24 protein-coding genes are annotated in these 24,956 nt (G+C 61.2%); 3 read left to right on the top strand and 21 right to left on the bottom strand.

Annotation, left to right across the window (positions count from 1 at the left end; translation table 11 throughout):
- Positions 1 to 512, bottom strand: a 512-nt coding sequence (locus L5014_RS36590) for a sugar phosphate nucleotidyltransferase (RefSeq protein WP_238468759.1), incomplete at its 3' end; no start/stop codon positions are given.
- 184 nt (positions 513 to 696) lie between these two features.
- Here L5014_RS36590 and L5014_RS36585 point away from each other — a divergent pair.
- Positions 697 to 1,359: an acetyltransferase gene (locus L5014_RS36585; RefSeq protein ID WP_238468758.1), complete on the top strand. Its 663-nt coding sequence runs from the start codon at positions 697 to 699 to the stop codon at positions 1,357 to 1,359.
- Positions 1,360 to 1,380: 21 nt separating this feature from the next.
- Here the strand turns inward: L5014_RS36585 and L5014_RS36580 are convergent, their stop codons facing one another.
- The 10 genes from L5014_RS36580 to rfbB form a co-directional block, all read right to left on the bottom strand.
- Positions 1,381 to 3,348, bottom strand: a complete 1,968-nt coding sequence (locus L5014_RS36580) for a glycosyltransferase family 2 protein (protein ID WP_238468757.1) — start codon at positions 3,346 to 3,348, stop codon at positions 1,381 to 1,383.
- Positions 3,338 to 4,729, bottom strand: a complete 1,392-nt coding sequence (locus L5014_RS36575; RefSeq protein WP_238468756.1) for a glycosyltransferase — start codon at positions 4,727 to 4,729, stop codon at positions 3,338 to 3,340. The genes L5014_RS36580 and L5014_RS36575 overlap by 11 nt, the downstream gene beginning before the upstream one ends.
- 13 nt (positions 4,730 to 4,742) lie before the next feature.
- Positions 4,743 to 6,083 (bottom strand): glycosyltransferase family 2 protein, encoded by a 1,341-nt coding sequence (locus L5014_RS36570; protein ID WP_238468755.1) that lies wholly within the window; start codon positions 6,081 to 6,083, stop codon positions 4,743 to 4,745.
- 16 nt (positions 6,084 to 6,099) lie between these two features.
- Positions 6,100 to 7,242, bottom strand: a complete 1,143-nt coding sequence (locus L5014_RS36565; protein WP_238468754.1) for a DegT/DnrJ/EryC1/StrS family aminotransferase — start codon at positions 7,240 to 7,242, stop codon at positions 6,100 to 6,102.
- A gap of 48 nt (positions 7,243 to 7,290) precedes the next feature.
- Positions 7,291 to 8,604 (bottom strand): ABC transporter ATP-binding protein, encoded by a 1,314-nt coding sequence (locus L5014_RS36560; RefSeq protein ID WP_238468753.1) that lies wholly within the window; start codon positions 8,602 to 8,604, stop codon positions 7,291 to 7,293.
- Positions 8,594 to 9,400 (bottom strand): ABC transporter permease, encoded by an 807-nt coding sequence (locus L5014_RS36555; protein WP_238468752.1) that lies wholly within the window; start codon positions 9,398 to 9,400, stop codon positions 8,594 to 8,596. The genes L5014_RS36560 and L5014_RS36555 overlap by 11 nt, the downstream gene beginning before the upstream one ends.
- 82 nt (positions 9,401 to 9,482) lie before the next feature.
- On the bottom strand, positions 9,483 to 10,379 hold the full coding sequence (gene rfbD, locus L5014_RS36550) for a dTDP-4-dehydrorhamnose reductase (protein ID WP_238468751.1): 897 nt from the start codon (positions 10,377 to 10,379) through the stop codon (positions 9,483 to 9,485).
- Positions 10,376 to 10,924: a dTDP-4-dehydrorhamnose 3,5-epimerase gene (gene rfbC, locus L5014_RS36545; protein ID WP_238468750.1), complete on the bottom strand. Its 549-nt coding sequence runs from the start codon at positions 10,922 to 10,924 to the stop codon at positions 10,376 to 10,378. The genes rfbD and rfbC overlap by 4 nt, the downstream gene beginning before the upstream one ends.
- Complete coding sequence (gene rfbA / locus L5014_RS36540; protein ID WP_238468749.1) at positions 10,909 to 11,802, bottom strand: glucose-1-phosphate thymidylyltransferase RfbA; 894 nt, start codon at positions 11,800 to 11,802, stop codon at positions 10,909 to 10,911. The genes rfbC and rfbA overlap by 16 nt, the downstream gene beginning before the upstream one ends.
- Before the next feature lie 11 nt (positions 11,803 to 11,813).
- The gene (gene rfbB / locus L5014_RS36535) at positions 11,814 to 12,875 is read right to left on the bottom strand and encodes a dTDP-glucose 4,6-dehydratase (protein ID WP_238468748.1); all 1,062 of its coding nucleotides are present in this window, start codon (positions 12,873 to 12,875) and stop codon (positions 11,814 to 11,816) included.
- A 384-nt stretch (positions 12,876 to 13,259) separates the two neighbouring features.
- On the opposite strand from rfbB, the gene L5014_RS36530 reads away from it, so the two are divergent.
- Positions 13,260 to 14,111 carry a symmetrical bis(5'-nucleosyl)-tetraphosphatase gene (locus L5014_RS36530; protein ID WP_238468747.1) on the top strand — a complete coding sequence of 284 codons (852 nt, stop codon included), beginning with the start codon at positions 13,260 to 13,262 and terminating at the stop codon, positions 14,109 to 14,111.
- On the opposite strand, the gene L5014_RS36525 is transcribed toward L5014_RS36530, so the two are convergent.
- From L5014_RS36525 to L5014_RS36490, 8 genes are all read right to left on the bottom strand, one after another.
- Complete coding sequence (locus tag L5014_RS36525; RefSeq protein ID WP_238468746.1) at positions 14,057 to 14,851, bottom strand: lysophospholipid acyltransferase family protein; 795 nt, start codon at positions 14,849 to 14,851, stop codon at positions 14,057 to 14,059. The two genes, L5014_RS36530 and L5014_RS36525, sit on opposite strands and share 55 nt — an antisense overlap.
- Before the next feature lie 45 nt (positions 14,852 to 14,896).
- The gene (locus tag L5014_RS36520) at positions 14,897 to 16,210 is read right to left on the bottom strand and encodes a dihydroorotase (RefSeq protein WP_238468745.1); all 1,314 of its coding nucleotides are present in this window, start codon (positions 16,208 to 16,210) and stop codon (positions 14,897 to 14,899) included.
- A 25-nt stretch (positions 16,211 to 16,235) separates the two neighbouring features.
- Complete coding sequence (locus tag L5014_RS36515; RefSeq protein WP_238468744.1) at positions 16,236 to 17,255, bottom strand: aspartate carbamoyltransferase catalytic subunit; 1,020 nt, start codon at positions 17,253 to 17,255, stop codon at positions 16,236 to 16,238.
- Between the two features lie 145 nt (positions 17,256 to 17,400).
- Positions 17,401 to 17,937 (bottom strand): bifunctional pyr operon transcriptional regulator/uracil phosphoribosyltransferase PyrR, encoded by a 537-nt coding sequence (gene pyrR / locus L5014_RS36510; RefSeq protein WP_238468743.1) that lies wholly within the window; start codon positions 17,935 to 17,937, stop codon positions 17,401 to 17,403.
- The gene (gene ruvX / locus L5014_RS36505; protein WP_238468742.1) at positions 17,937 to 18,395 is read right to left on the bottom strand and encodes a Holliday junction resolvase RuvX; all 459 of its coding nucleotides are present in this window, start codon (positions 18,393 to 18,395) and stop codon (positions 17,937 to 17,939) included. Before ruvX ends, pyrR begins: the two co-directional genes overlap by 1 nt.
- Complete coding sequence (locus L5014_RS36500) at positions 18,392 to 18,970, bottom strand: YqgE/AlgH family protein (RefSeq protein WP_238468741.1); 579 nt, start codon at positions 18,968 to 18,970, stop codon at positions 18,392 to 18,394. Before L5014_RS36500 ends, ruvX begins: the two co-directional genes overlap by 4 nt.
- Positions 18,971 to 19,155: 185 nt before the next feature.
- Complete coding sequence (locus L5014_RS36495; protein WP_238468740.1) at positions 19,156 to 20,715, bottom strand: hypothetical protein; 1,560 nt, start codon at positions 20,713 to 20,715, stop codon at positions 19,156 to 19,158.
- A 252-nt stretch (positions 20,716 to 20,967) separates the two neighbouring features.
- Positions 20,968 to 21,138: a rubredoxin gene (locus L5014_RS36490; protein ID WP_133660679.1), complete on the bottom strand. Its 171-nt coding sequence runs from the start codon at positions 21,136 to 21,138 to the stop codon at positions 20,968 to 20,970.
- Positions 21,139 to 21,453: 315 nt separating this feature from the next.
- On the opposite strand from L5014_RS36490, the gene L5014_RS36485 reads away from it, so the two are divergent.
- Positions 21,454 to 22,326 (top strand): hydroxymethylpyrimidine/phosphomethylpyrimidine kinase, encoded by an 873-nt coding sequence (locus L5014_RS36485; RefSeq protein ID WP_238468739.1) that lies wholly within the window; start codon positions 21,454 to 21,456, stop codon positions 22,324 to 22,326.
- A 176-nt stretch (positions 22,327 to 22,502) separates the two neighbouring features.
- Here the strand turns inward: L5014_RS36485 and groL are convergent, their stop codons facing one another.
- Complete coding sequence (groL, locus tag L5014_RS36480; RefSeq protein ID WP_238468738.1) at positions 22,503 to 24,143, bottom strand: chaperonin GroEL; 1,641 nt, start codon at positions 24,141 to 24,143, stop codon at positions 22,503 to 22,505.
- A gap of 44 nt (positions 24,144 to 24,187) precedes the next feature.
- Positions 24,188 to 24,478: a co-chaperone GroES gene (gene groES, locus L5014_RS36475; protein ID WP_028202123.1), complete on the bottom strand. Its 291-nt coding sequence runs from the start codon at positions 24,476 to 24,478 to the stop codon at positions 24,188 to 24,190.
- Positions 24,479 to 24,956 lie beyond the last annotated feature (478 nt).

Here is a 24,956-nt window from a genome sequence, read left to right as displayed (position 1 = left end):
CCGGTGTTGATTTCCTCGATGAGGCGCTCGTCGTCGTTCGCGTCTTTCTGCTCGACGATGCGCAGCACCTGGCCGGTCGCGCCGCGCACGATGCGGCCGTACCCGGTCGGGTTGTCGAGCCTGACGGTGAGAATGCCGTAGCCCGCCTTATTGCCGGCCTGGGCTGCGGCATCGGTGAGGCGCTTGAGCGTGGACGCGCGCGTGAGCGGCACATCGCCGTAGAGCACGAGCGTGGGCTGGCTCGCATCGAGCAGCGGCAGCGCCTGCGCGAGCGCGTGGCCGGTGCCGAGCTGCTGCTCCTGCATGGCGAACTGCACGTCGGGCGCGCTGACGGCGGCGCGCACGGCCTCGCCGCCATGGCCGATCACGACCACGAGACGCGTGGGCGCCAGGCTGCGTGCGGTGTCGATGACGTGCGAGAGAAGCGGCTGGCCAGCCAGAGGATGGAGCACTTTCGGCAGAGCGGAGTGCATGCGCTTGCCCATGCCTGCCGCGAGGATCACGATGTTCATTGCATCGGTGAAGGTACGAGAAATCAATTTTACAATTTTAACAGACAAGCATTCATAAAAAAGCAGTTACATGCGATGCGTACCCGCTTTGCTTGCGCGTCTGATATCGGCATACTGACGCTTTGCGATAGCCCTATAACGCTTCGCCATATCAGAAGCGCGGCTCGGCGGAAGAGGCACACCATTGAAAAACATCGTTATCGTTGGCTCGTCGGGCCATGCGAAAGTCGTAATTGATATCGTCGAACGAGCAAGCCGCTACAGGATTGTCGGGTTGATCGATTCGTTTAGCGCAGTCGGCTCTGAAACCCTTGGTTACAAAATTTTGGGCAACGAACTGGCACTCCCAAACATCATCAAAACGCAGCAGGTCGCAGGAATGCTGATTGCAGTGGGAGATAACTACGCCCGCTGTGACCTGAGAAACAGGATCGCCTCGATCGCTCCGCATTTACCCCTCGTGAGTGCGATTCATCCGCAAGCCGCCATTGCGCGATCGGCTCAGATCGGCGCCGGAACGGTCGTGATGGCTGGAGCGGTCGTCAATGCCGATTCCGTCATCGGCGAATCATGCATCGTGAATACCAAGGCATCGTTAGACCACGATGGCAAAATGGCGCCCTACTCCAGCCTGGCGCCTGGTGTCGTGACCGGCGGAAACTGCCGACTCGGAAACATCTCCGCCGTCGGAATCGGTGCAATCCTCAAACAGGGGATCACCATTGGAGAGCACAGCGTAATAGGTGCCGGTGCGGTAGTCTTGCAGGATGTTGAACCGTACGTCGTAGCGTACGGCAACCCTGCAAAGAAGGTGCACTCCCGCAAAGCAGGGGCGCCCTATCTCTAACGCCTCGCATAGAACCACAAATCAGTTGACTTGCTCAATCTCGCTGGTAACAAGCACATCCTGCGGGAAATAGCCAAGCAGGGCCGCATAGGTCTCGGGAGACTCCCAAACGATTCGATCGAAGTAGGAATTGAACTCCCTCAGGAAGCTGATCAGCGGCCCGGGGGCATCTGCCTTCACAACGATCTCGCAACGACGCCCTTGGCGCCACGCATCCTTGAGCTGGGCAACCGTTGGCAAAGCACCCGCCGAACTCGAACTGTGCAACACGTCGCCTACGCGAACCCGCTCACCGCACAGCCAGCGACCCGCGAACTTCCGACGCACCATGTTGGTTTTTCGGAATTGCCCCACGCTGTCCGACGAAGTCACCGAATTAGCATGAATCCGATGTCGATACAGCGGTTCATGCACATAATGGAAATTGCCGAACTCAGCGATCTTTAGCGCCAGTTCCCAGTCCTGAATACCTGTGTAGGCATCGTCAGAACCGCCCGCCTTCAAATAGGCCCCGCGTCGAACCACCTTAAGATGGGACGCAACCATCCCGTCAAGAAGGTCGTCCTTGATGTACTGTTCCCCGCGGAAGCTGATGTTGGGATACCCACCGTAATCAGCACGCCTGATCACTTCGTCATGCTCATCGATATCAAGGCGGTCCGTGAACAAATAATCCACCTCGGGCTTTTGGGAAAGCGTCTTTGCAACGGACGACAGCGCTCCCGGCACCAGCAGGTCGTCGCAATCGACGAAAGCTACGTACTCGCTGCGAGCCTGCTCGACCGCTTCATTCTGTGTGCGCGAGATGCCCTTGTTGCTCGGGTTAATCACGACATGAAGATTCGGATGAAGGTCTTCCAGCGAGCGCAGCAATTCCGTGGTACGTGTATCGGTAGAGCAATCGTCAACGCAAATGATCTCGAACGCCACATCGGCCTGTTGAATTACCGAAAGCAGGCATTGGTCAACGTGATGGAAATGGTTATAAACGGGGATCACAACGCTAATCTTCGGCGCCGATCGCAGCATCCCTGTAATCGCCCTTCGTAGCGTCTCGACCTTTTTCGCCACAAGGCCGCCTGACTCTTCCTGCGCTTCGCCGCCTCGCGCGTCAACCACGCCGGTCTGGCTACGCAGACGGGCGATCTCCTCGATATACACAGGGTGCTTCCGGTAAAATCCTTCGAACCAGTCCACCGCCGATTCGAAGAACGCCGGTTCGCGCGCCGAGACCATCGCATCGACCTTTGCCGCCGCGTGCAACCAGCTCTTGCCCATATTCACATATGAGCGACGCATGCTCTGCGCGTGCTGCCGATAGATGGCGTGGTGCGCGTTCAAGTAGGCCATGCGCGCGCCCCGCACACTCAGGCCACACCAAAACAGCCAGTCTTCCTTCGCTCGCGCGGACGTGTCGAATGGCCGCTCCGGCAGGGTCGAACGGCGGAACAAGGCGCAGTGAATCGGCACAGCGAACCCGCGCTCCCACTTATAAAGAAAATCCTGCAAATCGAGAGCCGAATGCGCTATGGCCTCGTCGTGCTTGGAAAAGATCGTGCGCGTTTCATCACATAGCAGGAAATTCGAAATCGACACATCAAGCGAACGCGATACTTGAAAATGCGCGACCTGAAGATCGAGCTTCGGCGGAACAATGACATCGTCAGCGTCCAGCAGTTGCACGAACTCTCCCCGCGCTGCAGCAATACCCGTATTACGCGCGCCGGAAAGCCCGGCATTTAGCTGAGAAATGACCCGAACAGCCGGCGACAGTTCTTCGGCTGCGCGCAGATACGCGCCCGTGCGGGGCGCCGTGCTGCCGTCATCCACAATGATGATTTCAAGCGGACCGCTATAGGAATCAAGCACCGACGAAACAGACTCGAACAAATATTGTGCCTGGTTGTAGCAAGGAATCACCACCGATACCAATGGCAAAGACGGATTCTGCCGCTTGCCCGTGCCCATGGTTTGCTGATTAAATTCCATAACCTTCCAGCCCCTTAACTTGCTCGACAAATCGCGGCCACGTATGCCGCCCGTCTATCAAATCCAGCATCGCCCGCGCGCGGGCTTCAACGGCAGCGGGATTCGCAATCATCGACTCCATCGCTTCCCGATAGTCCTCTGCCGTGGGTTTTTCCGGCAACGGATAGCCACTAGGTTCGCTGACGAGTTCTCCAACGCCACCGACCGTGGGCGCGACGATTGGAACGCCGAGAGCGCCGACCTCGAGCAGGATATTCGGCATGCCTTCCCATTTCGACGTGAAGATGAAACCCGTATAGGGTCGCTCGGCGATGAGTTCCAATGGGGACGCAAACGGCCCCATCACATGAACATTCGGCAAGTTGGGTAATTGTTCCTCAGAATCGACAACCGCTTGGCCGTAGATATAAAAGTCAAAATGCGGGCATTCCTGTACGAGCTTCACCAGCAGATCGATTCGCTTCTCCTTGTCGAGCCGCCCCGCCCACAGGAAAGCCGGTCGCTTGCCAGCAAGTTCGGTGTGCCGTCGAGAAATTCGATCGAGCGCCTGGGCCCGCCAGTCATCCGTCGATGCACGGCTGGGGTTGTAAATAGCTTTGAGCTTTTCCGCTCGCTCACCCGTGAGCCCATATTCGACCCGGGCGTCCTTCACAAAACGCTGGTTATCAGAAAGCAGCGCCGTCAGCGGCGGCAAACCGGGCTGCAGAAAATAGGCCGCATACCCGATCTTGGTCTTTCCATCCTCGCCGAACTGGAAAGCGAAAATGCTCGCGAACAGCTTCGCAACCCGCTTGAGACGCTCGCCAGACTCGATGATGACGTTCCAACCCACCTCGCTGTTGATGTTGTGGAACACCTCCGGCTTGATCGCCAGAATGAGGTCGTACAGCAGACTTTGCTTCAGTGCGTATGAATCGTCATCCGTAAACTGTCGCAGAACAACGACGTGAATGCCGTCGAGACGTACAACTCGCTCGTCAACGTGAGCACGGTCTGCAACGACGAGCAGGACATGCCGCTCAGGATGGATTTCGCGCACTGCCTTGGCGAAATTCAGTGCCACGTTTTCAGCGCCACCGGTACCCATGAACGGGACGGCGATAATATGACTCACATCGCGTACGCCATGGCCGGCGAGATCGAGCAGCAAGCGCTGCAAACGCGCTTCGCGCGTCTGATCACGCAGCGGCGCGGAAGGAGCGAGCGCCGCCTTGATCACCTCGCCAATGGACGGATTCTCTTGCCTCAGCGACAACAAGACGGGCAGGATGAATCTGCGAATGCGCCATTTGGTCTCCTGTGTCAACGGGAGGCGGTGATAGACGCGCTGCGCAAAGCGTAAAAATTTTTCGTAACGTGGCATAACTGAATATTCTTTCAAGAACCGATCCCGATCATTCCATGCCTCTCATCCACCGCATGAGCCTGTCTCCCCTGCCCCAGATGGTTTGTCCGATTCGATCAAGCTCCGTGCGCATTATCGTCGATTGCGCCTGCAATCCCCTATATTCTTGGTTAAGCGCCTCGTGCTCCCCCTGCAATGCCGAGAGCCGGGCGCTCAACGCCGCCTGCTGCGTCTTGAGTTCGAGAATCTCGCGCGCGAGCGCAGCTTCCCTTTCCTTCGTCAGCACATTCTCCTGGATGGCTTCGTCGAGTTTGCGACGCGCTTCATCTCGTTCGATGCGCGCATTCAACGCGAACGAAGGAGCAAGTTCCGTAGGCTGAGCTTTCAAAGCAGTGGCGCTGGCGCCGCTGCTGCCCGGTTCCGAAACGTTGGTACCACTCAGCGCGAGCAACTTCGGCGTCCAGGCACGTGACAAACGGGCAACCAGAGTCGTCAGTTCCTCGTCGTCGAAAAAATGTGGCGCAATCGAAAACCGCTCGTCGTGACCATCTCGCCAGTCGAGCATTTCCATCAACTCCAGAAATTGCTGCCAATTGCCATCAATCTCGAAGAAGCGCTTGACGAAGATCCGCACGTTCTTCTTCACCAGATCCGGGCGGCCGATGCGCTTGAGATAGGGATGCAACGTCGTCGCCGAAATATCGGCGTACTCCCACATCAAGGTGTTTAGATTACGATGGGTGATGTTGCTGCCGTGCGACCGGTACTCTACCAACTCCTCGGCAATGACATGAAATTTCGCGCCCTCGGAAAGCGAGCGCAACCAGAAATTCCAGTCCGGGGAATACGTGAGATCCTCGCGAAACAGACCAATCCGATCATGCAGTGCCTTGCGCATGATCGCGCTCGAATGGCACAGATGATTCTCCCAGATCCAGCAATCAGGAGCATTGAGATCGAGGGTCCGGTTGAACCACGGCGCATAAATGAGGCTCTCATTCGCGACCGCAGCGCCTGTATCGTCGATTTCCTTGAGATAACTCCCACAGATATCGACGTCCGGATTGGACTCCAGGAATTCCACCTGCCTAGCCAGCTTCTCAGGATGAAACACATCATCGGAATCGAGGCTGGCAATATACTCCCCTTTCGCCATACGCAGCGCGGTGTTGTACGCCGTGCATGCACCTTGATTAATTTCAAAGCGAACTGCCCGAATTCGGGGGTCGTCAAACTTCGAGATCACATCCCACGAGCCATCTGTCGAGCAGTCGTCGACGATTAGCAGTTCCCAGAAATCGTAGGTCTGCGCAATAACTGAGCGAATAGTTTCACCAATGAACCGCTCGTAGTTATAAGATGTCGTCAGAATACTGACAAGCGGTTTCATTCGTTCAGTCCGACGATTACTTTCCATTGCAAATATATCTGATGGCATCAACAACCTTGTTCGCGCCATCGCTCCCCAACCCACCATACAACGGTAGCGCGAGAACCTCGCGGGACACCCGTGTCGCTACCGGCAAACGCTCCGGAGCGGCGCTCGAAAGTGTCCGATAGCACTCGTGCTCGCTACAGAGCGGATAGAAATACCGCCGTGTGAACACATTGAACGTTTTGAGTCTTTCATAGAGTTCGTCACGAGTAATGCCTGACCGTTGAGAATTCACCCGGATGATGAAGTACTGCATGCTGCTCCGGACGTTCGCCGGCAAACGGAAACATTTGATGCCGGGAATGTCATCGAGTCGTTCGAGATAGACCTGCGCAACTCGCTGGCGCGCAGCATGTTCGGCGTCGTAATGCGACAGATTCACAAGACCGAGGGCCGCCTGAACCTCGTTCATCTTGCCGTTGATGCCCGGCATCACGACCTCGGTCTCGTTCCTTATCCCGAAATTCTTCAGCAGGTCGAATGAGCACTTCAGTTCGCGGTCCGCCGTCGCCAGTCCGCCGCCTTCCGCAGAATGGAAAAGCTTCGTGGCGTGAAAGCTAAACATCGTCGCATCGCCGAACTTCGCGATCGGCACGCCATCAATTTCCGTGCCAAATGCATGCGCGGCGTCGTAGAGCACCTTGATGCCGTGGCGCGAGCGCAACGCGTCAATGGCTTTGACATCGCATGGCATACCATAAACGTGAACGCCCAGAATACCGGTCGTGCGTGGAGTAATCAGCTTTTCCGCGGCGGCGGGGTCGATTGTGAGGGTCTCTTCGTCGATATCGCAAAAGACCGGCGTCACGCCGTTCCAGTGCAGAACATGCGTGGTGGCGGGAAACGTAAAAGGTGTCGTGATGACTTCGCCCGTGAACTCCATCGCCTGACAGGCCATGAGCAGCGCGCTCGTCCCGTTGTTGAACAGGGAGAAGTACGCCGCTCCGAGTTTGTCTGCCAGCGCGGACTCAAGCGCGTTATGCTTGGCGCCGCTGTTCGTCAACCAGGCGCTCTGCCAGACCTCCGCCAGCTGTGCCGTGTACTCCTCGAGGGGCGGCAGCATTGGGCGCGTCACATATACCGGATTGTCAAATCCGTCTGGCTTCTGATTCATATTTTTACTCTCCGCCTATGTCGATTGGCCGGTTCGGCCCCTGCGAACTCATACCGCTGCCTTCGACAGCACACGAGTGCGGACCTTATTCTCAAAATGCACGGCTCCGTGCAAGGGCAGATAAATGCCGCGTGACACATTGAATTGCACGGCGATAGGCACGTGATCGCACGTGTCGACCTGGCCGATGCCCAAATCAATCGGCACCGATGCAACTGCGCTGATGCTGTAATCTCCCGCGCGCAATTGGGTGCGGAACGTCCAGTCAACGGTGTACACCTCGCCCGCACGCAGATCGATCAAATGCGCATCTTCGAGCCCGGTGTCCGAATATGCGACGTCGAAGCCGTTCTTGTCGCGCAAGTGATAGCCAAATGCGAGCATCGGCAAATCTTCCTCCACGCTTACCACCATGCGCAAAGTCACCGTATCACCGTACGTGACCTGGCGCGTGATGCGCTCCTCATCGTCGAGCAACTGCACATTGACAAAGGACGCACGGCCATTGCGAATCCGCTGGAAAGACGCGCGTTGCTGGAAGTCATCCGCACCGTCTGTCAGTTCGGAGTCCAGCTCGACCGATTGGGGCCGCACAAGATCGTCGTTTGAAATGACGCGTTGCTTCTTGCGCACGTACGTTGAGTAATAGGCTTCGATGACGTCGTCGGTGGCGCCACAAGCCAACATATTGCCGTGATCAAGCAGGACCGCCCTATTGCAGAGCGCTTTTACGGCGCCCGGGTCGTGACTCACGAAGAGCAGGGTCGTTCCGCGATCCATCAACTTCTTGAGCACCGCCATGCATTTCGCCTGGAACAACGCATCGCCCACGGAAAGCGCCTCGTCGACAATGAGAATGTCCGGATTGACGTGAATTGCAACCGAAAATGCCAACCGGACATACATGCCCGACGAATAGGTCTTCAGCGGCTGGTCAATAAAGCTTTCGATCTCCGAAAACTCGACGATCGCCGGGTACTTTTCCTCAATCTCCTCCCGGCTCATGCCGAGAATCTGGCCGTAGAGAATCACGTTCTCGCGGCCGGTGAACTCAGGATTGAAGCCGGAACCCAGTTCGAGTAGCGCAGCAACTTTTCCGTTCGTGACGACGCTGCCTGCACTCGCTGAGAGCGTGCCCGAAATCACTTGGAGAAGTGTGGATTTTCCCGATCCGTTATGACCGACGATACCCACGGTCTCCCCACGCTTCACATCGAAATTGATGTCGCGCAGAGCCCAGAACTCGCGATAGAACTGCTTGCGCGAGCCGAGCAACATCTGGAGCAGACGGGCACGCGGGCTATCATAAATATGAAAGACCTTGCTCAGGTCTTTCACGCTGACCGCAAGTTCAGAGGACATCAGCAAAACCCTTTCTGGTACGGTTGAACCACTGGTATCCCAAGACCGCGACGATCGCGCTCGCCAGCAACATTTTTGACAGACCCAGCCAATGCGGTTCGGTACCCCAGATCACAACATTGCGACTTTGTTCGATGACAAATGCGACGGGATTCAGGGAAATGATGTGCTGGTACTGCTGTGGCAAGGAAGTGGCCGGATAAAATACGGGCGTCAAGAACATCAGAATGGTCGTCACGAGGCCGATCGATTGCCCAATGTCTTGAATATAGACACCGAGTGAGGCAAGGAACCAGCCGATTCCCAAGGTAAACAACAGGAACGGCAAGACCACGATCGGAAAGAACAACACGGTAAGCGGCACCTTGAAGCCCAGCACGATCATCGCTAGCAGCAAGACGAAAAAGCTGACCGCCGCATGGAAGAGCGCCACCAGCAAAGCAACTACCGGAAGCACTTCGAGCGGAAACACCACTTTTTTGACGTAGTTGGCGTTACTGATGATCAGCGATGGCGCACGGTTTACGGTTTCCGAAAAAACCTGAAAAACGATCATGCCGACGAACAGCACGATCGCAAACTCCGTCTTTGAATCGGACCCGGCGTTCCAGCGCGACTTGAAGATCACGCTGAAAACGAATGTATACACAGCCAGCAGGAGCAGTGGATTGAAAAATGACCACAGCAAGCCGAGCACAGAACCGCGATAGCGGCCGACCACTTCCCGTCGCGTCATCTGGAAAATCAGACGGCGATGCGGCCATAAAGGTATCGTGTGACGAATATCATTCTGCATGGTGATCTCTAACTGAGCCAGGGTGTGTCGCGCGCAATGCGCATTGAATGCGTGCCGCGTCGGACTGCCCAGGCTGGATGATTCAGGCGCCGTCCAACTCTTCTAGCACGAGCGCGAGCGCCACTTGCCACGGCGCGCGATACAAGCCGAAACGTGCATCGAAGCGGGCATTGTCCAGCACTGAATAGGCAGGACGTGGCGCCTTTGTTGGATATTCGGCTGCGGGGATCGGCAGGACTTCTCGAATCAGAAGATCTGCGCGCGAACGATCTCGCTTTGCGCCTGCAAAAATGGCTTCTGCAAAAGCGTGCCAGGTCGTCGCACCATTGGCCGTCATGTGGAAGACACCGCTCTCGAATGATCCAGATTGGCGCTCGAGGATCGCTTTGGCCACGGCGTGCGCCGTCAGATCGGCGATCGTCCGTGCACTCGTAGGTGCGCCATGCTGATCGCTCACGACAGACAACTTTTCTCGACTGGCGCCGAGCTTGAGCATCGTGCGGACGAAATTCTGACCGCGCGAGGCATAGACCCAGGACGTGCGGAATACCAGCCAGTTTCCGCCGATCTCCTCAATCGCCTTTTCGCCAGCAAGCTTGCTGCGGCCATACATGTTCAGCGGCGCGGTAACGTCGCTCTCCGAGTATGGCGTTTGCTTCGTGCCGTCAAAGACATAATCGGTGGAATAGTGAACAAACAGCGCGCCACGCTTTCGCGCAGCTAGCGCCATCGCCGCCACCGCGTCGCGGTTTACGGAGAACGCCAGATCCGCTTCATCTTCCGCGCGATCGACAGCCGTGTATGCGACCGCATTGACGACCACATCCGCCGCAACCTCTTCGACGAACGCACCCACGGCAGCGGGATCAGCAAAGTCCACGTCAGCGCGTGTCGCAGCAATCACTTCGCCGAGGGGTAGCAGAGCGCGTCGAAGCTCCCAACCAACCTGGCCGTTCGCCCCTGTCAGGAGGATCTTCATGGGTACGCCTCCAGATCCGGCAACGTGTGCCCCGACTGATCTTTCGGCGCAACAATGAACCCGCCGTCCAGCGGCCACTCTATGCCAACTTGAGGGTCATTCCAGACCAAAACCCGTTCGTGCTCCGGGTACCAGAAGTCAGTCGTCTTGTAGAGAAAGTCTGCGGATTCGGACATTACGAGAAAACCGTGCGCGAAACCCGGCGGAATCCACAACTGCCTCTGATTTTCCGCGGACAGCACCTCGCCCACCCACTTACCAAATGTTGGAGATGACTTTCTCAGATCGACAGCGACGTCGAACACTTTTCCAGCAACAACGCGCACAAGTTTGCCCTGTGCATGCTGGATCTGATAGTGCATGCCACGAAGCACACGATTGCCCGAGCGGGACTGATTGTCCTGAACGAACTCCACATCGGCGACCCGCTCCTTGAATTCACGTGCGTTGAAGCTCTCGAAGAAATGGCCGCGCGCATCTCCGAACACCTTAGGCTCGATGAGCTTGACGTCAGGAATCGCCGTCGAAATTACCGTGATTGCCATAGAACCTTATCGGTCAGAATGTTCTTGAGATACTGCCCGTAGCCGTTCTTCATCAGAGGCGCCGCGAGCTGCAATAACTGCTCCTCATTGATCCAGCCCAGCCGGTAAGCAATTTCCTCCGGACAGGCGACGACAAGGCCCTGCCGCTTCTGCAGCGTCGCGATAAAGGCCGCTGCCTCCATCAGCGAATCGTGCGTACCTGTGTCGAGCCAGGCATATCCGCGCCCCATGAGCTCGACATGCAGTTTGCCCGCAGCGAGATAACGGGAATTGATGTCCGTGATTTCCAGTTCGCCGCGTGCCGACGGCTTGATGTCGGCCGCGATGTCGCACACGTCGTTGTCGTAGAAATACAGGCCCGTCACCGCATACGATGATCGCGGTTGTACGGGCTTCTCGGCGATCGACAGCGCGCGCATCTTCTCGTCGAATTCGACGACGCCATATCGCTCCGGATCGTGGACGTGGTATGCGAAAACCGTCGCACAATCGGTGCGGCTGCAGGCCGCGTCGAGCTGCTTCGCCAGATCGTGGCCGTAGAAGATGTTGTCGCCAAGAATGAGCGCCGACGGATCGTTGCCCACGAACTCCCGGCCGATGATGAACGCCTGCGCGAGCCCGTCCGGCGACGGCTGCACCGCGTACTGGATGTTCATGCCCCACTGGCTGCCGTCGCCGAGCATCGCCTCGAAACGGGGCGTGTCCTGCGGCGTCGAGATGATGAGCACGTCGCGAATGCCCGCCACCATCAGCGTCGAGAGCGGGTAATAGATCATCGGCTTGTCGTACACCGGCAGCAGCTGTTTGGAGACCGCGTGGGTGATCGGATAGAGCCGCGTGCCGGAACCGCCGGCGAGAATGATGCCTTTGCGCGCCATGTCGGGAGCCCTTACGCGCGCTGCGCGTAGTTCGTTTCGACCCACTTGCGATAGTCGCCCGAAGCGACCTCGTCGGCCCACGCCTGGTTATCCAGGTACCAGCGCACCGTCTTCGCAAGACCCGTTTCGAACGTCTCCGCCGGCTTCCAGCCCAGCTCGCGCTCGAGCTTGCGTGCATCGATCGCATAGCGGCGATCATGACCGGGCCGATCCGTCACATAGGTGATCTGGTCGCGATACGAGCCCGTGGCCTTCGGCCGCATTTCGTCGAGCAGGTCGCACAGCGTGTGCACGACCTCGAGATTCTTCTTCTCGTTCCAGCCGCCGACGTTGTACGTCTCGCCCGACTGGCCGCGCGCGAGCACTTCGCGGATCGCGCTGCAGTGGTCGCCCACGTAGAGCCAGTCGCGCACGTTCTGGCCGTCACCGTACACGGGCAGCGGCTTGCCGGCGAGCGCATTGGCAATCATCAGCGGAATGAGCTTTTCGGGGAACTGGTACGGACCGTAGTTGTTCGAGCAGTTCGTGGTGAGCGTCGGCAGTCCGTAAGTATGGTGATACGCGCGCACGAGGTGATCGGAGCCGGCCTTGGTGGCCGAATACGGGCTGTTCGGTGCGTAGGGCGTCGTTTCGGAGAATTGCGGGTCGGTCGCCGAAAGCGAGCCGAACACTTCGTCCGTGGAAACGTGCAGGAAACGGAAAGCGGCCTTCTCTGCCTCAGGCAGAGCGCTCCAGTACTGGCGCGTGGCTTCGAGCAGCGTAAAGGTGCCGACCACGTTGGTCTGGACAAAGTCAGCCGGTCCGTGAATCGAGCGGTCGACATGGCTCTCCGCAGCGAAATGCAGCACCGCGCGCGGCTTGTGTTCGGCGAACAACGCGTCGAGCGCTGCACGGTCGCAGATGTCAACGCGCGCGAACACGTGCTTCGGGTTGCCCTGCAGCGACTGCAACGTTCCAAGATTGCCTGCGTAGGTCAGCTTGTCTACGTTCAGAACGGCTTCGTCGGATTGACGGAACCAGTCAAGCACAAAGTTGGCGCCGATAAAGCCGGCACCGCCCGTTACCAGGATCATGGAACTCCCTTTTTTGGCGCGAGATTGGAGGCTGGTCTGGCGCATCCCCCGTCGCCAGACGCTCGAAAGCATGCTGTAAATATGGACTTTCGGCGAGATTACGCCTGCTTTTATCCGTGCAGCATACTTTGGCTCTGATTTTGTAACGGCAATTATACGGACAGCCTGAGGGAAAGCCATACCTCTAACATCTTGAAACAGCTTGACAATTTCTGTCGTTTTCGCTCCGGCACGTAAAGATTCGGCAGCCTCAATCCGCGTGTGAACAAACCGGACAATTCAGCCGCACTCATACCGCAATTGTTTTCCTGTGATACCGTCACTGTCTTGTTCCGACATCCTGTCACGCTCACTCGCAACTGATCCGCACCTGTTTTCGTTTCGATGACCCAACACGCGCCGTTTCCGCCGCCTCTCGCTTTCGGCGACCTTCAAGGCTGTCTTACCCCATTTCGCGAGTTGCTCGCCAAGGCCGGCCCTTCTTCCGATACGCCGCTCTGGTTCGCAGGCGACCTCATCAATCGCGGCCCCGATTCGCTCGAGACGCTGCGCGAGGTGATCGCGCTCGGCGATCGTGCGGTGGCGGTGCTCGGCAATCACGACCTGCATCTGCTTTCGGTGTCCGCGGGCATCCGCAAGTCGAAGAAAGGCGACACCATCGACGACATTCTCAGCGCCCCCGATGCCGAGGATCTCTTGCACTGGGTACGCCATCGTCCGATCGCGCATTACGACCAGGGCATGCTGATGGTGCACGCCGGCGTGCTGCCGCAATGGGATGTCGATCTCACGCTGGAACTCGCGCACGACCTCGAAAAAGCGCTGCGCGGCGATAACTGGAAGGAAACGCTCGCTGGCCTCTACGGCAATGAGCCCAGCCGCTGGTCGAAGAATCTGAAGGGTATCGAGCGGCTGCGCATCACCTGCAGCGCCCTCACGCGCATGCGCTTTTGCAACGCCGATGGCGCGATGGACTTTACCTCGAGCGGCGGGCTCGATTCCGCGCCGCCGGGCTTCATGCCGTGGTTCGACGTGCCAGGACGCAAGACCGATAACGTCACGGTGGTCTTCGGCCATTGGGCGGCGCTAGGTCTCATGTTGCGCCAAAACCTGGTCGGTCTCGATTCGGGCTGCGTCTGGGGCGCGCGCCTTTCGGCGGTCAGTCTGCAACCCGATCCCTATCAGCGCGTACTCACCCAGGTGCCCTGCTCGAACTGCCGCGCGGTCTCGGGCTGAGCGGGCGGCGCACGCATCGCCTCCAGCGCCACCCCCACCGCCTCCTGCGCGCGCGCCGCAAGCTTGCGGCGATCCTCGCCCGGCTCGATCGCCTCGCCCACATACACATGCGCCGTGATCGGCCCAGCCTTGAGGAGCGCGTCGAGCGACTCCTTCAGCGAAACATCGTCGATATACGCGGGCGCCGCCGACTGCCGCCCCTGCGCGTCCTCATACAGAATGCAGATGGGCTGCACGGGCTTGCCCGCCGAAACCGGCGCCTGAAACATATTCGCGTGAAACGGCTTGATCGCAAAACCATCAGTGGTCGTGCCCTCAGGAAACACGCACATCAGCTCGCCGCGCTCCAGCCGCGCCGCCAGCTCGTGCATGATGCGGCGCGCGTCGCTGCGCTTCTCGCGCTCGATGAACACCGTATCCAGATTCTGCGCAAACCAGCCAATCAACGGCCAGTGGCGGATCTCGGCCTTCGAGACGAACGGCGTCGGCCGCCACGCGTTGATCACGTAGATGTCGATCCACGAAATGTGATTGCTGACGACGAGCGCACCCGCGTCGAGCCGCGCCGCGTCGTTATGCACGACGAGCTTCATGCCGCACAGTTCGAGCATCCTGAGCGACCAGGCGCGATTCATGGCGTGGCGCGCCTCGGGCGTCGCGCGCGGAAAGCGCACGCCGACGGTCCAGGCGCCGCGCAGCAGGTGCCCGAGCAGTCGGGCTTTGCGTAGAAAGAGGCTCATGGCGATACGTATGTCGATGGCGGTCGCGAGTGCGCTCGATGGTCCTCAATGACGCTCGACGTCGCGCTCGAAGCCGATGCGCCCCGCCACCAGCGTCGCTCGCACCACGGCGGGCAGTTCGTAGCCGAGGAACGGCGTGTTGTGCCCCTGGCTCTTGAGCGCGCGCGGCTCGACGCGCCAGTGCGCGTTCGCGTCGAACACACAGAGGTCGGCGGGTGCGCCCACATCGAGACGTCCCGCTTTGTGCGCGCCTTCATGCACCACGCCGCGCTGCATCACCGCAGCCGGCGCCGAGGTGATATGCGCAAACGCCTTCGCGAGCGGCACGCCGGCTTCCTGCGCCCATTTCACGGTGAGCGAAAGCAGCAGTTCAAGCCCGCTCGCACCAGGCGTGGCTTCGGCGAACGGCAGCAGCTTTTCGTCGTCGTCCACGGGCGTGTGCTGCGAGCAGATCGCGTCGATCGTGCCGTCAGCGAGGCCCGCGCGAATCGCCTCGCGGTCGCGTTGCTGGCGCAGCGGCGGATCGAGCCGGAACTGCGCGTCGAAGTAGCCGATGTCCATGTCGATCAAGTGCACGTGGTTGGCCGTGACATCGCACGTCACGGGCAGCCCTTCGGCCTTCGCCGCGCGCATGAGCGCGACGCCCGCCGCCGACGAAAGATGTTGCACGTGCACGCGTGCGCCCGTCACGCGCATCAGTTCGAAGAGCGTGTGCAGCGCGATGGTCTCCGCGCTCACCGGCACGCCCGAGAGCCCGAGGCGCGAGGCCAGCGCGCCGCTCGCCGCCACGCCGCCCTTCGCGAGATATGCATCCAGCGGGCGCAGCCATACCGCGTAGCCGTAGGTGCTCGCGTACTGGAGCGCGCGCAGCAGGACCTGGGTGTCGGCGATCGGCTTATCCGCCTGCGTGAAGGCGATGCAGCCAGCTTCGGTGAGCGAGACCATCTCCGTGATCACGTCGCCCTTCAAGCCGACCGTGAGCGCGCCAAGCGGATACACGTGCGCGCGTTCGAGCTTGCTCACGCGGTACTTGAGCATTTCGATCAGGCCCGCTTCGTCGAGCACCGGGTCGGTGTCGGGGGGGCACACGAGGCTCGTCACGCCGCCCGCGAGCGCGGCGTTCATTTCCGAGTCGAGCGTGGCCTTGTGCTCGTAGCCCGGCTCGCGCAGCCGCGCGCTCAGGTCGACGAGACCCGGCGCGACGATGAGACCGTTCGCGTCGAGCGTCCGGTCCGCCTGAAAGCCGGCGGGCGCGGCGCCAAGCGCGGCGATCTTGCCGTCCGCGATGTACACGTCTTGCTGCGTTTCGGTGGCACTCGCCGGATCGATCAGCGTGCTGCCTTGAATATGGATCTTCATGCGCTGCCCTTTTGTTCTCGCCCGTTCAATCGTTGTTACCGGCGACGATACCCATCACCGCCATGCGCACCGCAATGCCGAAGCTCACCTGGTTGAGGATCACCGACTGCGGGCCGTCCGCGACCTGCGAGTCGATTTCCACGCCGCGGTTCATCGGCCCCGGGTGCATCACGATCGCGTCGGGCGCGGCGAGCGCGAGCCGCTCGGGCGTCAGGCCCCAGCTCTTGAAATACTCCTGCGCCGAAGGCAGCAGCGCGCCGCTCATGCGCTCGTTCTGCAGGCGCAGCATGATGATGACGTCGACGTCCTTCAAGCCCTCGTCGAGGTTGTTGAACACGCGCACGCCCATCTGCTCGAGTCCGCCCGGCAGCAGCGTGCGCGGGCCGATCGCGCGCACTTCGGGCACGCCGAGCGTGGTGAGCGCGTGGATGTCCGAGCGCGCGACGCGCGAGTGCAGGATGTCGCCGACGATCGCCACACGCAGGTTGGTGAAATCGCGCTTGTAATGGCGGATCGTGTACATGTCGAGCAGGCCTTGCGTCGGGTGCGCGTGGCGGCCGTCGCCGGCGTTGATCACGTGCACGTGCGGCGCGCAATGCTCGGCGATCAGGTACGGCGCGCCGCTCGATGCGTGGCGCACGACGAACATGTCGGCGTGCATCGCCGAGAGATTGCCGATGGTGTCGAGCAGCGACTCGCCCTTGCTCGTCGACGACGCGTTGATGTTCAGGTTCAGCACGTCCGCCGAGAGGCGCGTCGCGGCGATCTCGAAGGTCGTGCGCGTGCGCGTGGAGTTCTCGAAGAACAGGTTGAACACCGACTTGCCGCGCAGCAGCGGTACCTTCTTCACGTCGCGGTCGGTGACGCTCACGAACTGCGTGGCGGTGTCGAGAATGTGCGTGAGGATCGCGCGGGGCAAGCCCTCGATCGTGAGCAAATGCTTGAGCTCGCCGTTCTTCGTGAGCTGCGGATTGCCCTTCAGGAAGCCGTAGCGAAAGCGCTTGTCGTCCGGGACGGTCGGTGCCGGCGTGGGCTGTGTGTTCATCGCAAAATTCCTGCGCTGGTGTCTGGCTCGATCTCGCTCGATCGGGCCGGTCTGGCCGGTTGGGTGTGAATCGGGTTCGGTTGGCGCGCTGGGCAGCGTATGTGCCCGGCGCGCTTTGTTCGTGCGCTTCGTTCGTGCAGCGCGTTCAGTGTGCGTCGCGAGGCTCGATGCGCAGCGCGAAGCGGCCATCGTCGGCGCGTTCGAGCACGAGCGTCGAGTCCGGGTCCAACTGCCGCGCCTCGCCGCCTGCGAAGCGCGCCGCCACGGGCAACTCGCGCCCGCCACGGTCGACGAGCACGGCCAGTTCCACCGAAGCGGGCCGGCCGTAATCGTAGAGTTCGTTGAGCGCCGCGCGCACGGTGCGCCCGGTGTGCAGCACGTCGTCGACGAGCAGGATGCGACGGCCTTCCACCTCGAACGGCAGCGCGGTCGGGCTCGCCTGGCTGTGCAGGCCTTTCTTCGCGTAGTCGTCGCGATGCAGCGCGACGTTCACCACGCCCCACTGCGCCGCGCCCAAGTCGTGCGCGAGGCGCTCGGCAAGCCATGCGCCGCCGCTGTGGATGCCGGCAATCGCCACGCCATCGCGTGCGTCATCAGGCGCGCTGAACGCATCGGCCGGATAAGCCGCGCGGATCTGCTCGAGAACGGCGCGGTACAGCGCCTCGGCGTCGGGTGTGTTCATCACGGGAATTGGGGCGGGGGTTCGTCGACAATCTCGTCGAAGTACTGCTGGAGGATCACGCAGGCCGCTTCGGCGTCCACGTGCTCGGTGCGTTCGCCGCGCTCGCGCAGGCGCGCTTCAGCGTCGACGGAGGAATAGCGCTCGTCCACCCAGACCACGGGCAGATTGAAGCGGCCGTTCAGCTGGTTGCCGAAGCGCTTGGCCAGTTGCGTCATGACGTGGGGCGTGCCGTCCGGATGGCAAGGCAGGCCCACCACGAGCAGATCGGGCTGCCACTCGCGCAGCAACTCGCCCACGGCTTCGAAACGATAGCCCTGGCTGCGATTCTGGATCACGGTGAGCGCGCGGGCGTTGCGCGTAAGCGCGTTGCCGAGCGCCACGCCGATGCGTTTCTCGCCGTAGTCGAACGCCAGCAAGGTCGCCTCGGCGGCGCCTCGCCGCCCTGCCGCCACGCTCATGCGTGACCTGCTTCGCCCGAAAGCATCGTCGACGAAATGCCGAGCAGCGCGAGCGCCGCTTCGAAACGCTCTTCGGCAGGCACGTCGAACACGATCTTCGGATCGGCTTCGACCGTGAGCCAGCCGTTCTTCGAGATTTCGTCTTCGAGCTGGCCCGCGCCCCAGCCGGCATGGCCGAGCGTGAGCAGGAACTGCTCGGGGCCGGTGCCGCTGGCGACGGCTTCGAGCACGTCCTTCGAAGTGGTCATCTCGAGGCCGCCGGGCACCGACATCGACGAGGTGTAGTTCGTGCCGGTCTTCGGTGCGTGCAGGACGAAGCCGCGCTCGGTCTGCACCGGGCCGCCGAAGTAGACGGGCACGTGCAGGAGCGGTTCGATTTCGAGCTTGAGATCGATGCGCGAGAACAGCGCTTCCAGATCGATATCAGTGGGGCGATTGATCACGAGGCCGAGCGCGCCGCGCTCGGAATGATCGCAAAGGTAGACCACCGTTCCTGAAAACGTGGGGTCCGCCATGTTGGGCATGGCGATCAGGAACTGGTTGGTCAGATTGATGCGATCGTTACTCTTAGGCATGGTTTGAATTCTAGCAAAGACGATACGGAACGGCGGCGGGCTTCAACGCCTTCCGGGTACTCCTCGGGCCGCGCTCCGCAGCGCGGAGAATCACTCACTCTATCATGCGCGGGTGACACGGCTGCAAGGCCACCTGCGCTTGCCTGAGTGCGCCTGAGTACGCCAAACGGTGCCGGGCAAAGCGCTTAGCGTGCTGCAAGCTGCGCCGCCGCGCCCGTGCCGTCTGCACTGCCTGCGGCGCCTTCGGCGGTTGCACCGGTTGCACTCGCAGCAATCGCCGCGCCGAGCGCGCGCACCGCCGCGCTCGCATCGGGTTGCGCAACGCCCGCCGCCACCTTGTGCAGTATCGCGCGCAGCGCCTCGTTGGCGTGCTCGATCGCCTGCCTGCCCGGCGCCTCCACGGTCGCGGCGCCCGATGGCGTTTGCGCCCCGCCCGTGGCAATCACCGCCGCCGCGTGCGCGGTGCGCCGCCAGGCAAGGCCCAGCGCGTCCGCGAGCAGGCCCACGTGGCCGAGCCCGAGCGCCCACGCCGCCGCACCGATGCGATACGCCGCATCCGCCGCGACGAGCGCCGCCGCGCTATCCGCAGGCGCGCCGGCGGGCCGCAGCGACAACGCGCGGGCCGCGGTGCCGAGTTCGAGCATCGCGGCGTCGGCGGTCTGCAGGAAATCTTCGTACGCGTTGCCGTTCACGACGAGCGCGCCCAGCTCGCGCGTGGGCGCCACGCGCGTCGCCAGCGCATCGGCCTGCGCGCTGCCCGCCTCCCAGAGCGCTTCGGAGGCCTGCGTGCCCGCGACGTGCCAGTCGACGGTCAGGCCGTAGTCGAGCAGCAGGTCGACGTCGGCGGTATCTTCCGCGGCGGCGCCAAAGAGCGCGTAGTCGCGCCACAGTATCGAGAGCGCCACGCACACGAACGACTGCGGCGCGACGCGCAGGCCACGGGCCTGTTCGGCGATCAGCAGATTGCAGCGCGCGTAAAACGAGCGCATGGGCCCATCGCCCCAGATCGCGACGCCGTTGCGCAGCACCCGGACGCAGGCCGACGCAAGACGCCAGAAGTCGTAAGCGTCGGCGCTCGCGAGTTCCGCGATACAGGCGTCCATCTCTGCGAACGCGGCTTGCGCGAACTGCTCCGCCGCGCGGTTGCCGTTGCCCATGCGCGCCTTCAACGCGGGCAGCAACGCCGCCTCGTAGCGCGCCCGAAGCTGGGCGAGCCGCTGCGCGGGTTGCGCCGGCAGCGTGGCGACCGCGATGGGCCGGCCGGACAGCGCAACATCCTCATAGGCGAGCACAACGCCAGCCCCATGCCCCGCGAGGGCCTCGAACAGCACGCGCTGGCGCGCATACAGCACCGGCGAGCACGCCAGCTCGCGCAAATTGTGGCGCTCGAGTGCGCTGACCAAATCGATGAGCGCGTCACGAAACGCCTCGCGAATGTGGCCTTCATCCGCCCCATCGTGCTCGTGCGCGGGCCGCGGCGGCAAGCCGGGCGGCAGCGGAACCGGTACGGAGGCAGCCAGCGCGAGCGGCGAGGCAAGGAACAACGTGTCGGCAAAACGCGCCGCCGCGAACCAGCCCGCGTCGCGCAACGCGCGCACCGCCTGGCGCAGCGGCCGCGCGACGTCGCGCTGCTCGTCGAGCGCGGCAAGCGCCTGGGCGAGCGCTGCATGCGCAAACGGCACATGCCCGCCACGCGGATTGGGCAACGCTTCGAAACGGGCAACCGACGTCGTATGAGAGCTCATGAGACAGCGCCAGGAACAGTTGCGATGCGGTTGCGATAACGGCGAGTTGGCCGGCTGGCCGACTACCGCCTCGCGCGAATACCGGCGAAATCAGGCAAAAGCGCGGATCAATGTGCAGACAAATGCGCAGGTGCCGGTGGATAGCGCAGCAATTTGCACGCCACGAGAGCCGCCCGGAATCCAGCTACAACGCATTCACCCCGGCGCGACTGCGACAACGGAAAGCCGCTATCCGGCGACGCGCGAAACGCCTCAGATCTGGACCATCTCGAAGTCTTCCTTGCGTGCGCCGCACTCAGGGCAGGTCCAGTTGATGGGAACCTCTTCCCAGCGCGTGCCGGGCGCGATGCCTTCGTCTGGCAAACCGGCTTCTTCGTCATAGATCCAGCCGCAGATCAGGCACATCCAGCTTCTATATTCCATTCTTATGCCGCGTCGAAAAGTCCAAAAAACCGCCCGCGAGCACATGCCGAGGACGATCGGGAAAACCGCCTGAAAAACAAGAGCCATGATGGTACCGTGTTGCCGTTTCCATGCCTAGCAACTGTGGCCGCACCGGAGTCCTGCGCCTGGCGCACTGTCAAGACGAGAAAATCCCTCGCGGGCGGCGGGTCATCCGTCCCCCGCAACCGCCGCGAGGCCTCATAATTGACCTGTCGGCGCCCGACATAGCGGCGCCGGCGCACGCATCCGCATCTGAATCAACCGCGAGCCAACCCCACTCTCCCGTCCACGTTCATGCCCGGCGACACCCCTCCCATCGTCCTTACCTTCGGCCTGTCCGATCCGACCGGCGGCAGCGGCCTGCAAGCCGACCTGCTCACGCTCGCCAGCATGGGCTGCCACGGCGTGAGCGTGCTCACCGGCTATACCGTGCGCGACTCGGCGGGCTGCGACGAAGTCACCGGCCTCGACCCCGAAACCGTCGCGACCCAGGCGCGCATGCTGCTCGAAGACATGCCCGTGTCGGCGTTCAAGGTGGGCGCGGGCACGCGTGCCGAAGTGGTGAGCGCGATCGCCGAAGTGGTCGCCGACTACGACGAAGTGCCGCTCATCGTCGCACCCGACTTCACGCTCGACGACGAGCACGTGCTTGCCGCCGATGAGCTGCGCGAAGTCGTCACCGACCTGCTGGTGCCGCAGACCACGGTGCTTGTCGCCGATGTCTCGGTGCTGCTCGCGCTCGCGCAGCCCGACGGCGACGCCGAGACGCCCAGCATCGACGCCGCGATCTCGCACCTGCTCTCCACCGGCTGCGAATACATCCTTTCGATGGAAACGGGCTCGCACCGCGTGGTGAACACGCTCTATAGCGAAGAGGGCCAGTTGCGCCAGGACTTCTGGGACCGCTCGAACCAGCCGATGATGGGCCTCGCCGACACCTTGGGCTCGGCCATCGCGGCGCTGCTCGCGAACGGCCAGGAGCCGCCCGAAGCGGTGCGCGAGGCGCAGGAGTATCTCTATCAGGCCGTGCAGGGCGCGTTCAGGCCGGGCATGGGCGCGTGGATGCCGGACCGGTTCTTTTGGGCGCGGAGTAACGATGCCGAGGGTGACGAAGCGTCGCCTGGCGACCCGGACGATCTGCCGCCGTCGGGAGAGGCGCGGCATTGATACGCGCTCGAAGGTCGGCGCGGGTCCGCAAACTCACCGGCGCGGATCCAGCGAATCCCGACCGTAGACCGTACAGACGAAAAAAAACCCGCATCGCTGCGGGTTTTTTATTTGGCGAGGAACGCACCTCTCGGCGCGTCCCCTGCACTTCAACGTAATTCCGGCGTAAGCCGTTCTTACATATCCATGCCCATGCCGCCCATGCCGCCGGGCATGCCGCCAGGCATCGGGGAATCTTCCTTCGGCACTTCAGCAACAGCTGCGTCCGTCGTCAGCAGCAGGCCTGCGACCGAAGCTGCGTTTTGCAGCGCGGTGCGCGTGACCTTCGTCGGGTCGACCACGCCGGCTTCAACCATGTCGACGTACTCGCCCGTCGCTGCGTTGTAGCCGTAGTTGCCCTGGCCAGCAGCAACCGCTGCCACGACCACCGACGCTTCTTCGCCGCCGTTCGTGACGATCTGGCGCAGCGGCTCTTCCATCGCGCGCAGGACGATCTTGATACCTGCGTCCTGGTCTGCGTTGGCGCCCTTCACGTTGGCAATCGCCGTACGTGCACGGATCAGCGCAACGCCGCCGCCCGGGACGATGCCTTCTTCAACGGCAGCGCGGGTTGCGTGCAGCGCGTCTTCCACGCGTGCCTTCTTTTCCTTCATTTCGACTTCGGTCGCAGCGCCAACCTTGATCACTGCAACGCCGCCTGCCAGCTTGGCAACGCGCTCTTGCAGCTTTTCACGGTCGTAGTCCGAGGTCGCTTCTTCGATTTGCGTGCGGATTTGCTTCACGCGCGCTTCGATGTTCACGGCTTCGCCAGCGCCGTCGATGATCGTCGTGTTTTCCTTGCCCACTTCGATGCGCTTCGCTTGACCGAGTTCGTTCAGCGTTGCCTTTTCGAGCGTGAGGCCGGTTTCTTCAGCGATGACCTGGCCGCCGGTCAGGATCGCGATGTCTTCCAGCATGGCCTTGCGACGGTCGCCGAAGCCCGGAGCCTTGACGGCGACGGTCTTCAGGATGCCGCGGATGTTGTTGACGACCAGCGTTGCGAGCGCTTCGCCTTCGACATCTTCAGCGATGATCAGCAGCGGACGGCCAGCCTTCGCGACTTGTTCCAGAACCGGCAGCAGATCACGGATGTTCGAGATCTTCTTGTCGAACAGCAGGACGAACGGGCTTTCCAGCACGGCGACTTGCTTGTCCGGGTTGTTGATGAAGTACGGCGAGAGGTAGCCGCGGTCGAACTGCATGCCTTCGACGACTTCCAGCTCGTCTTGCAGCGACTTGCCGTCTTCGACGGTGATGACGCCTTCCTTGCCGACCTTGTCCATCGCTTCAGCGATACGGTCGCCGATCGACGTGTCGCTGTTTGCCGAGATCGAGCCGACTTGCGCAATTTCCTTGTTGGTCGTGCAGGGCTTGCTGACCTTGCGCAGTTCGTCGATTGCTGCTGCGACGGCCTTGTCGATGCCGCGCTTCAGGTCCATCGGGTTCATGCCCGATGCGACGTACTTCATGCCTTCGCGCACGATCGACTGTGCCAGGACCGTAGCGGTCGTGGTGCCGTCACCGGCGTTGTCGCTGGTCTTGGAAGCGACTTCCTTGACCATTTGCGCGCCCATGTTCTGGAGCTTGTCCTTGAGCTCGATTTCCTTTGCGACCGAGACACCGTCCTTGGTGACCGTCGGGCCGCCGAACGAGCGCTCGAGAACCACGTTGCGGCCCTTCGGACCCAGCGTGACCTTCACTGCGTTGGCGAGAATGTTCACGCCTTCAACCATCTTGGAACGGGCGGAATCGCCGAACACGACGTCTTTAGCTGCCATCTTCTAACTCCTTGAATTCTTGATGAATGAACGGTGGTCTGAACTTACTTGTTGACCACGGCCATGATGTCTTCTTCACGCATCACGAGCAGTTCGTTGCCATCGACCTTGACGGTCTGGCCTGCGTACTTGCCGAACAGGACGCGGTCGCCGACCTTGACGTCGAGCGCGATCAGGGCGCCCTTGTCGTCGCGCTTGCCCGGGCCGATGGCCAGGACTTCACCTTGATCCGGCTTTTCTGCCGCTGCGTCCGGGATCACGATGCCCGAAGCGGTCTTGGTTTCTTGATCCAGGCGCTTGACGATCACGCGATCATGCAAAGGACGAAGGTTCATGGATAGATCCTCTATCTTGATTGGGACTTGAAGACTCAAGAAAACCTGGTTGGCGACAACCGCCAGCCAGAGATGTTTTAGCACCAGAGTTGTTAGCACTCTCATGCGGTGAGTGCTAATTATATGGACGAGGAATGACAAATTCAAGAACGGGGACGGGAGACTTTCTGGCAGCGCTATTACGCGAGGAAACGCGCGATTTGAGCGAAGAAGGCGGAGAAATAGAGGCTATTTTTGCGCAGAAGCAGTTCGCGCAACCAATTGGCACCGGGTAAACGCCAGGATTTTTTGTCGCTGCGGCATGGGCATGAAAGACATGTCCCCGATTAGCATCCCGGTTAGCACCCCGGTTACGCCCAGGGCAATCGCATGAAATGTAAAAGCGCCTGTCACAAAAGTTGTAAACCCGCGCCATGACGCGTTTACTCTGGCTTTTGCCCGGAGAAGACCCCATGCAGGACGTGCTGAGCATCGAGGA

This window comes from Paraburkholderia tagetis (assembly GCF_022213065.1).
Lineage (GTDB): Bacteria > Pseudomonadota > Gammaproteobacteria > Burkholderiales > Burkholderiaceae > Paraburkholderia > Paraburkholderia tagetis.
This window is presented reverse-complemented; position numbering and strand designations above follow the sequence as displayed.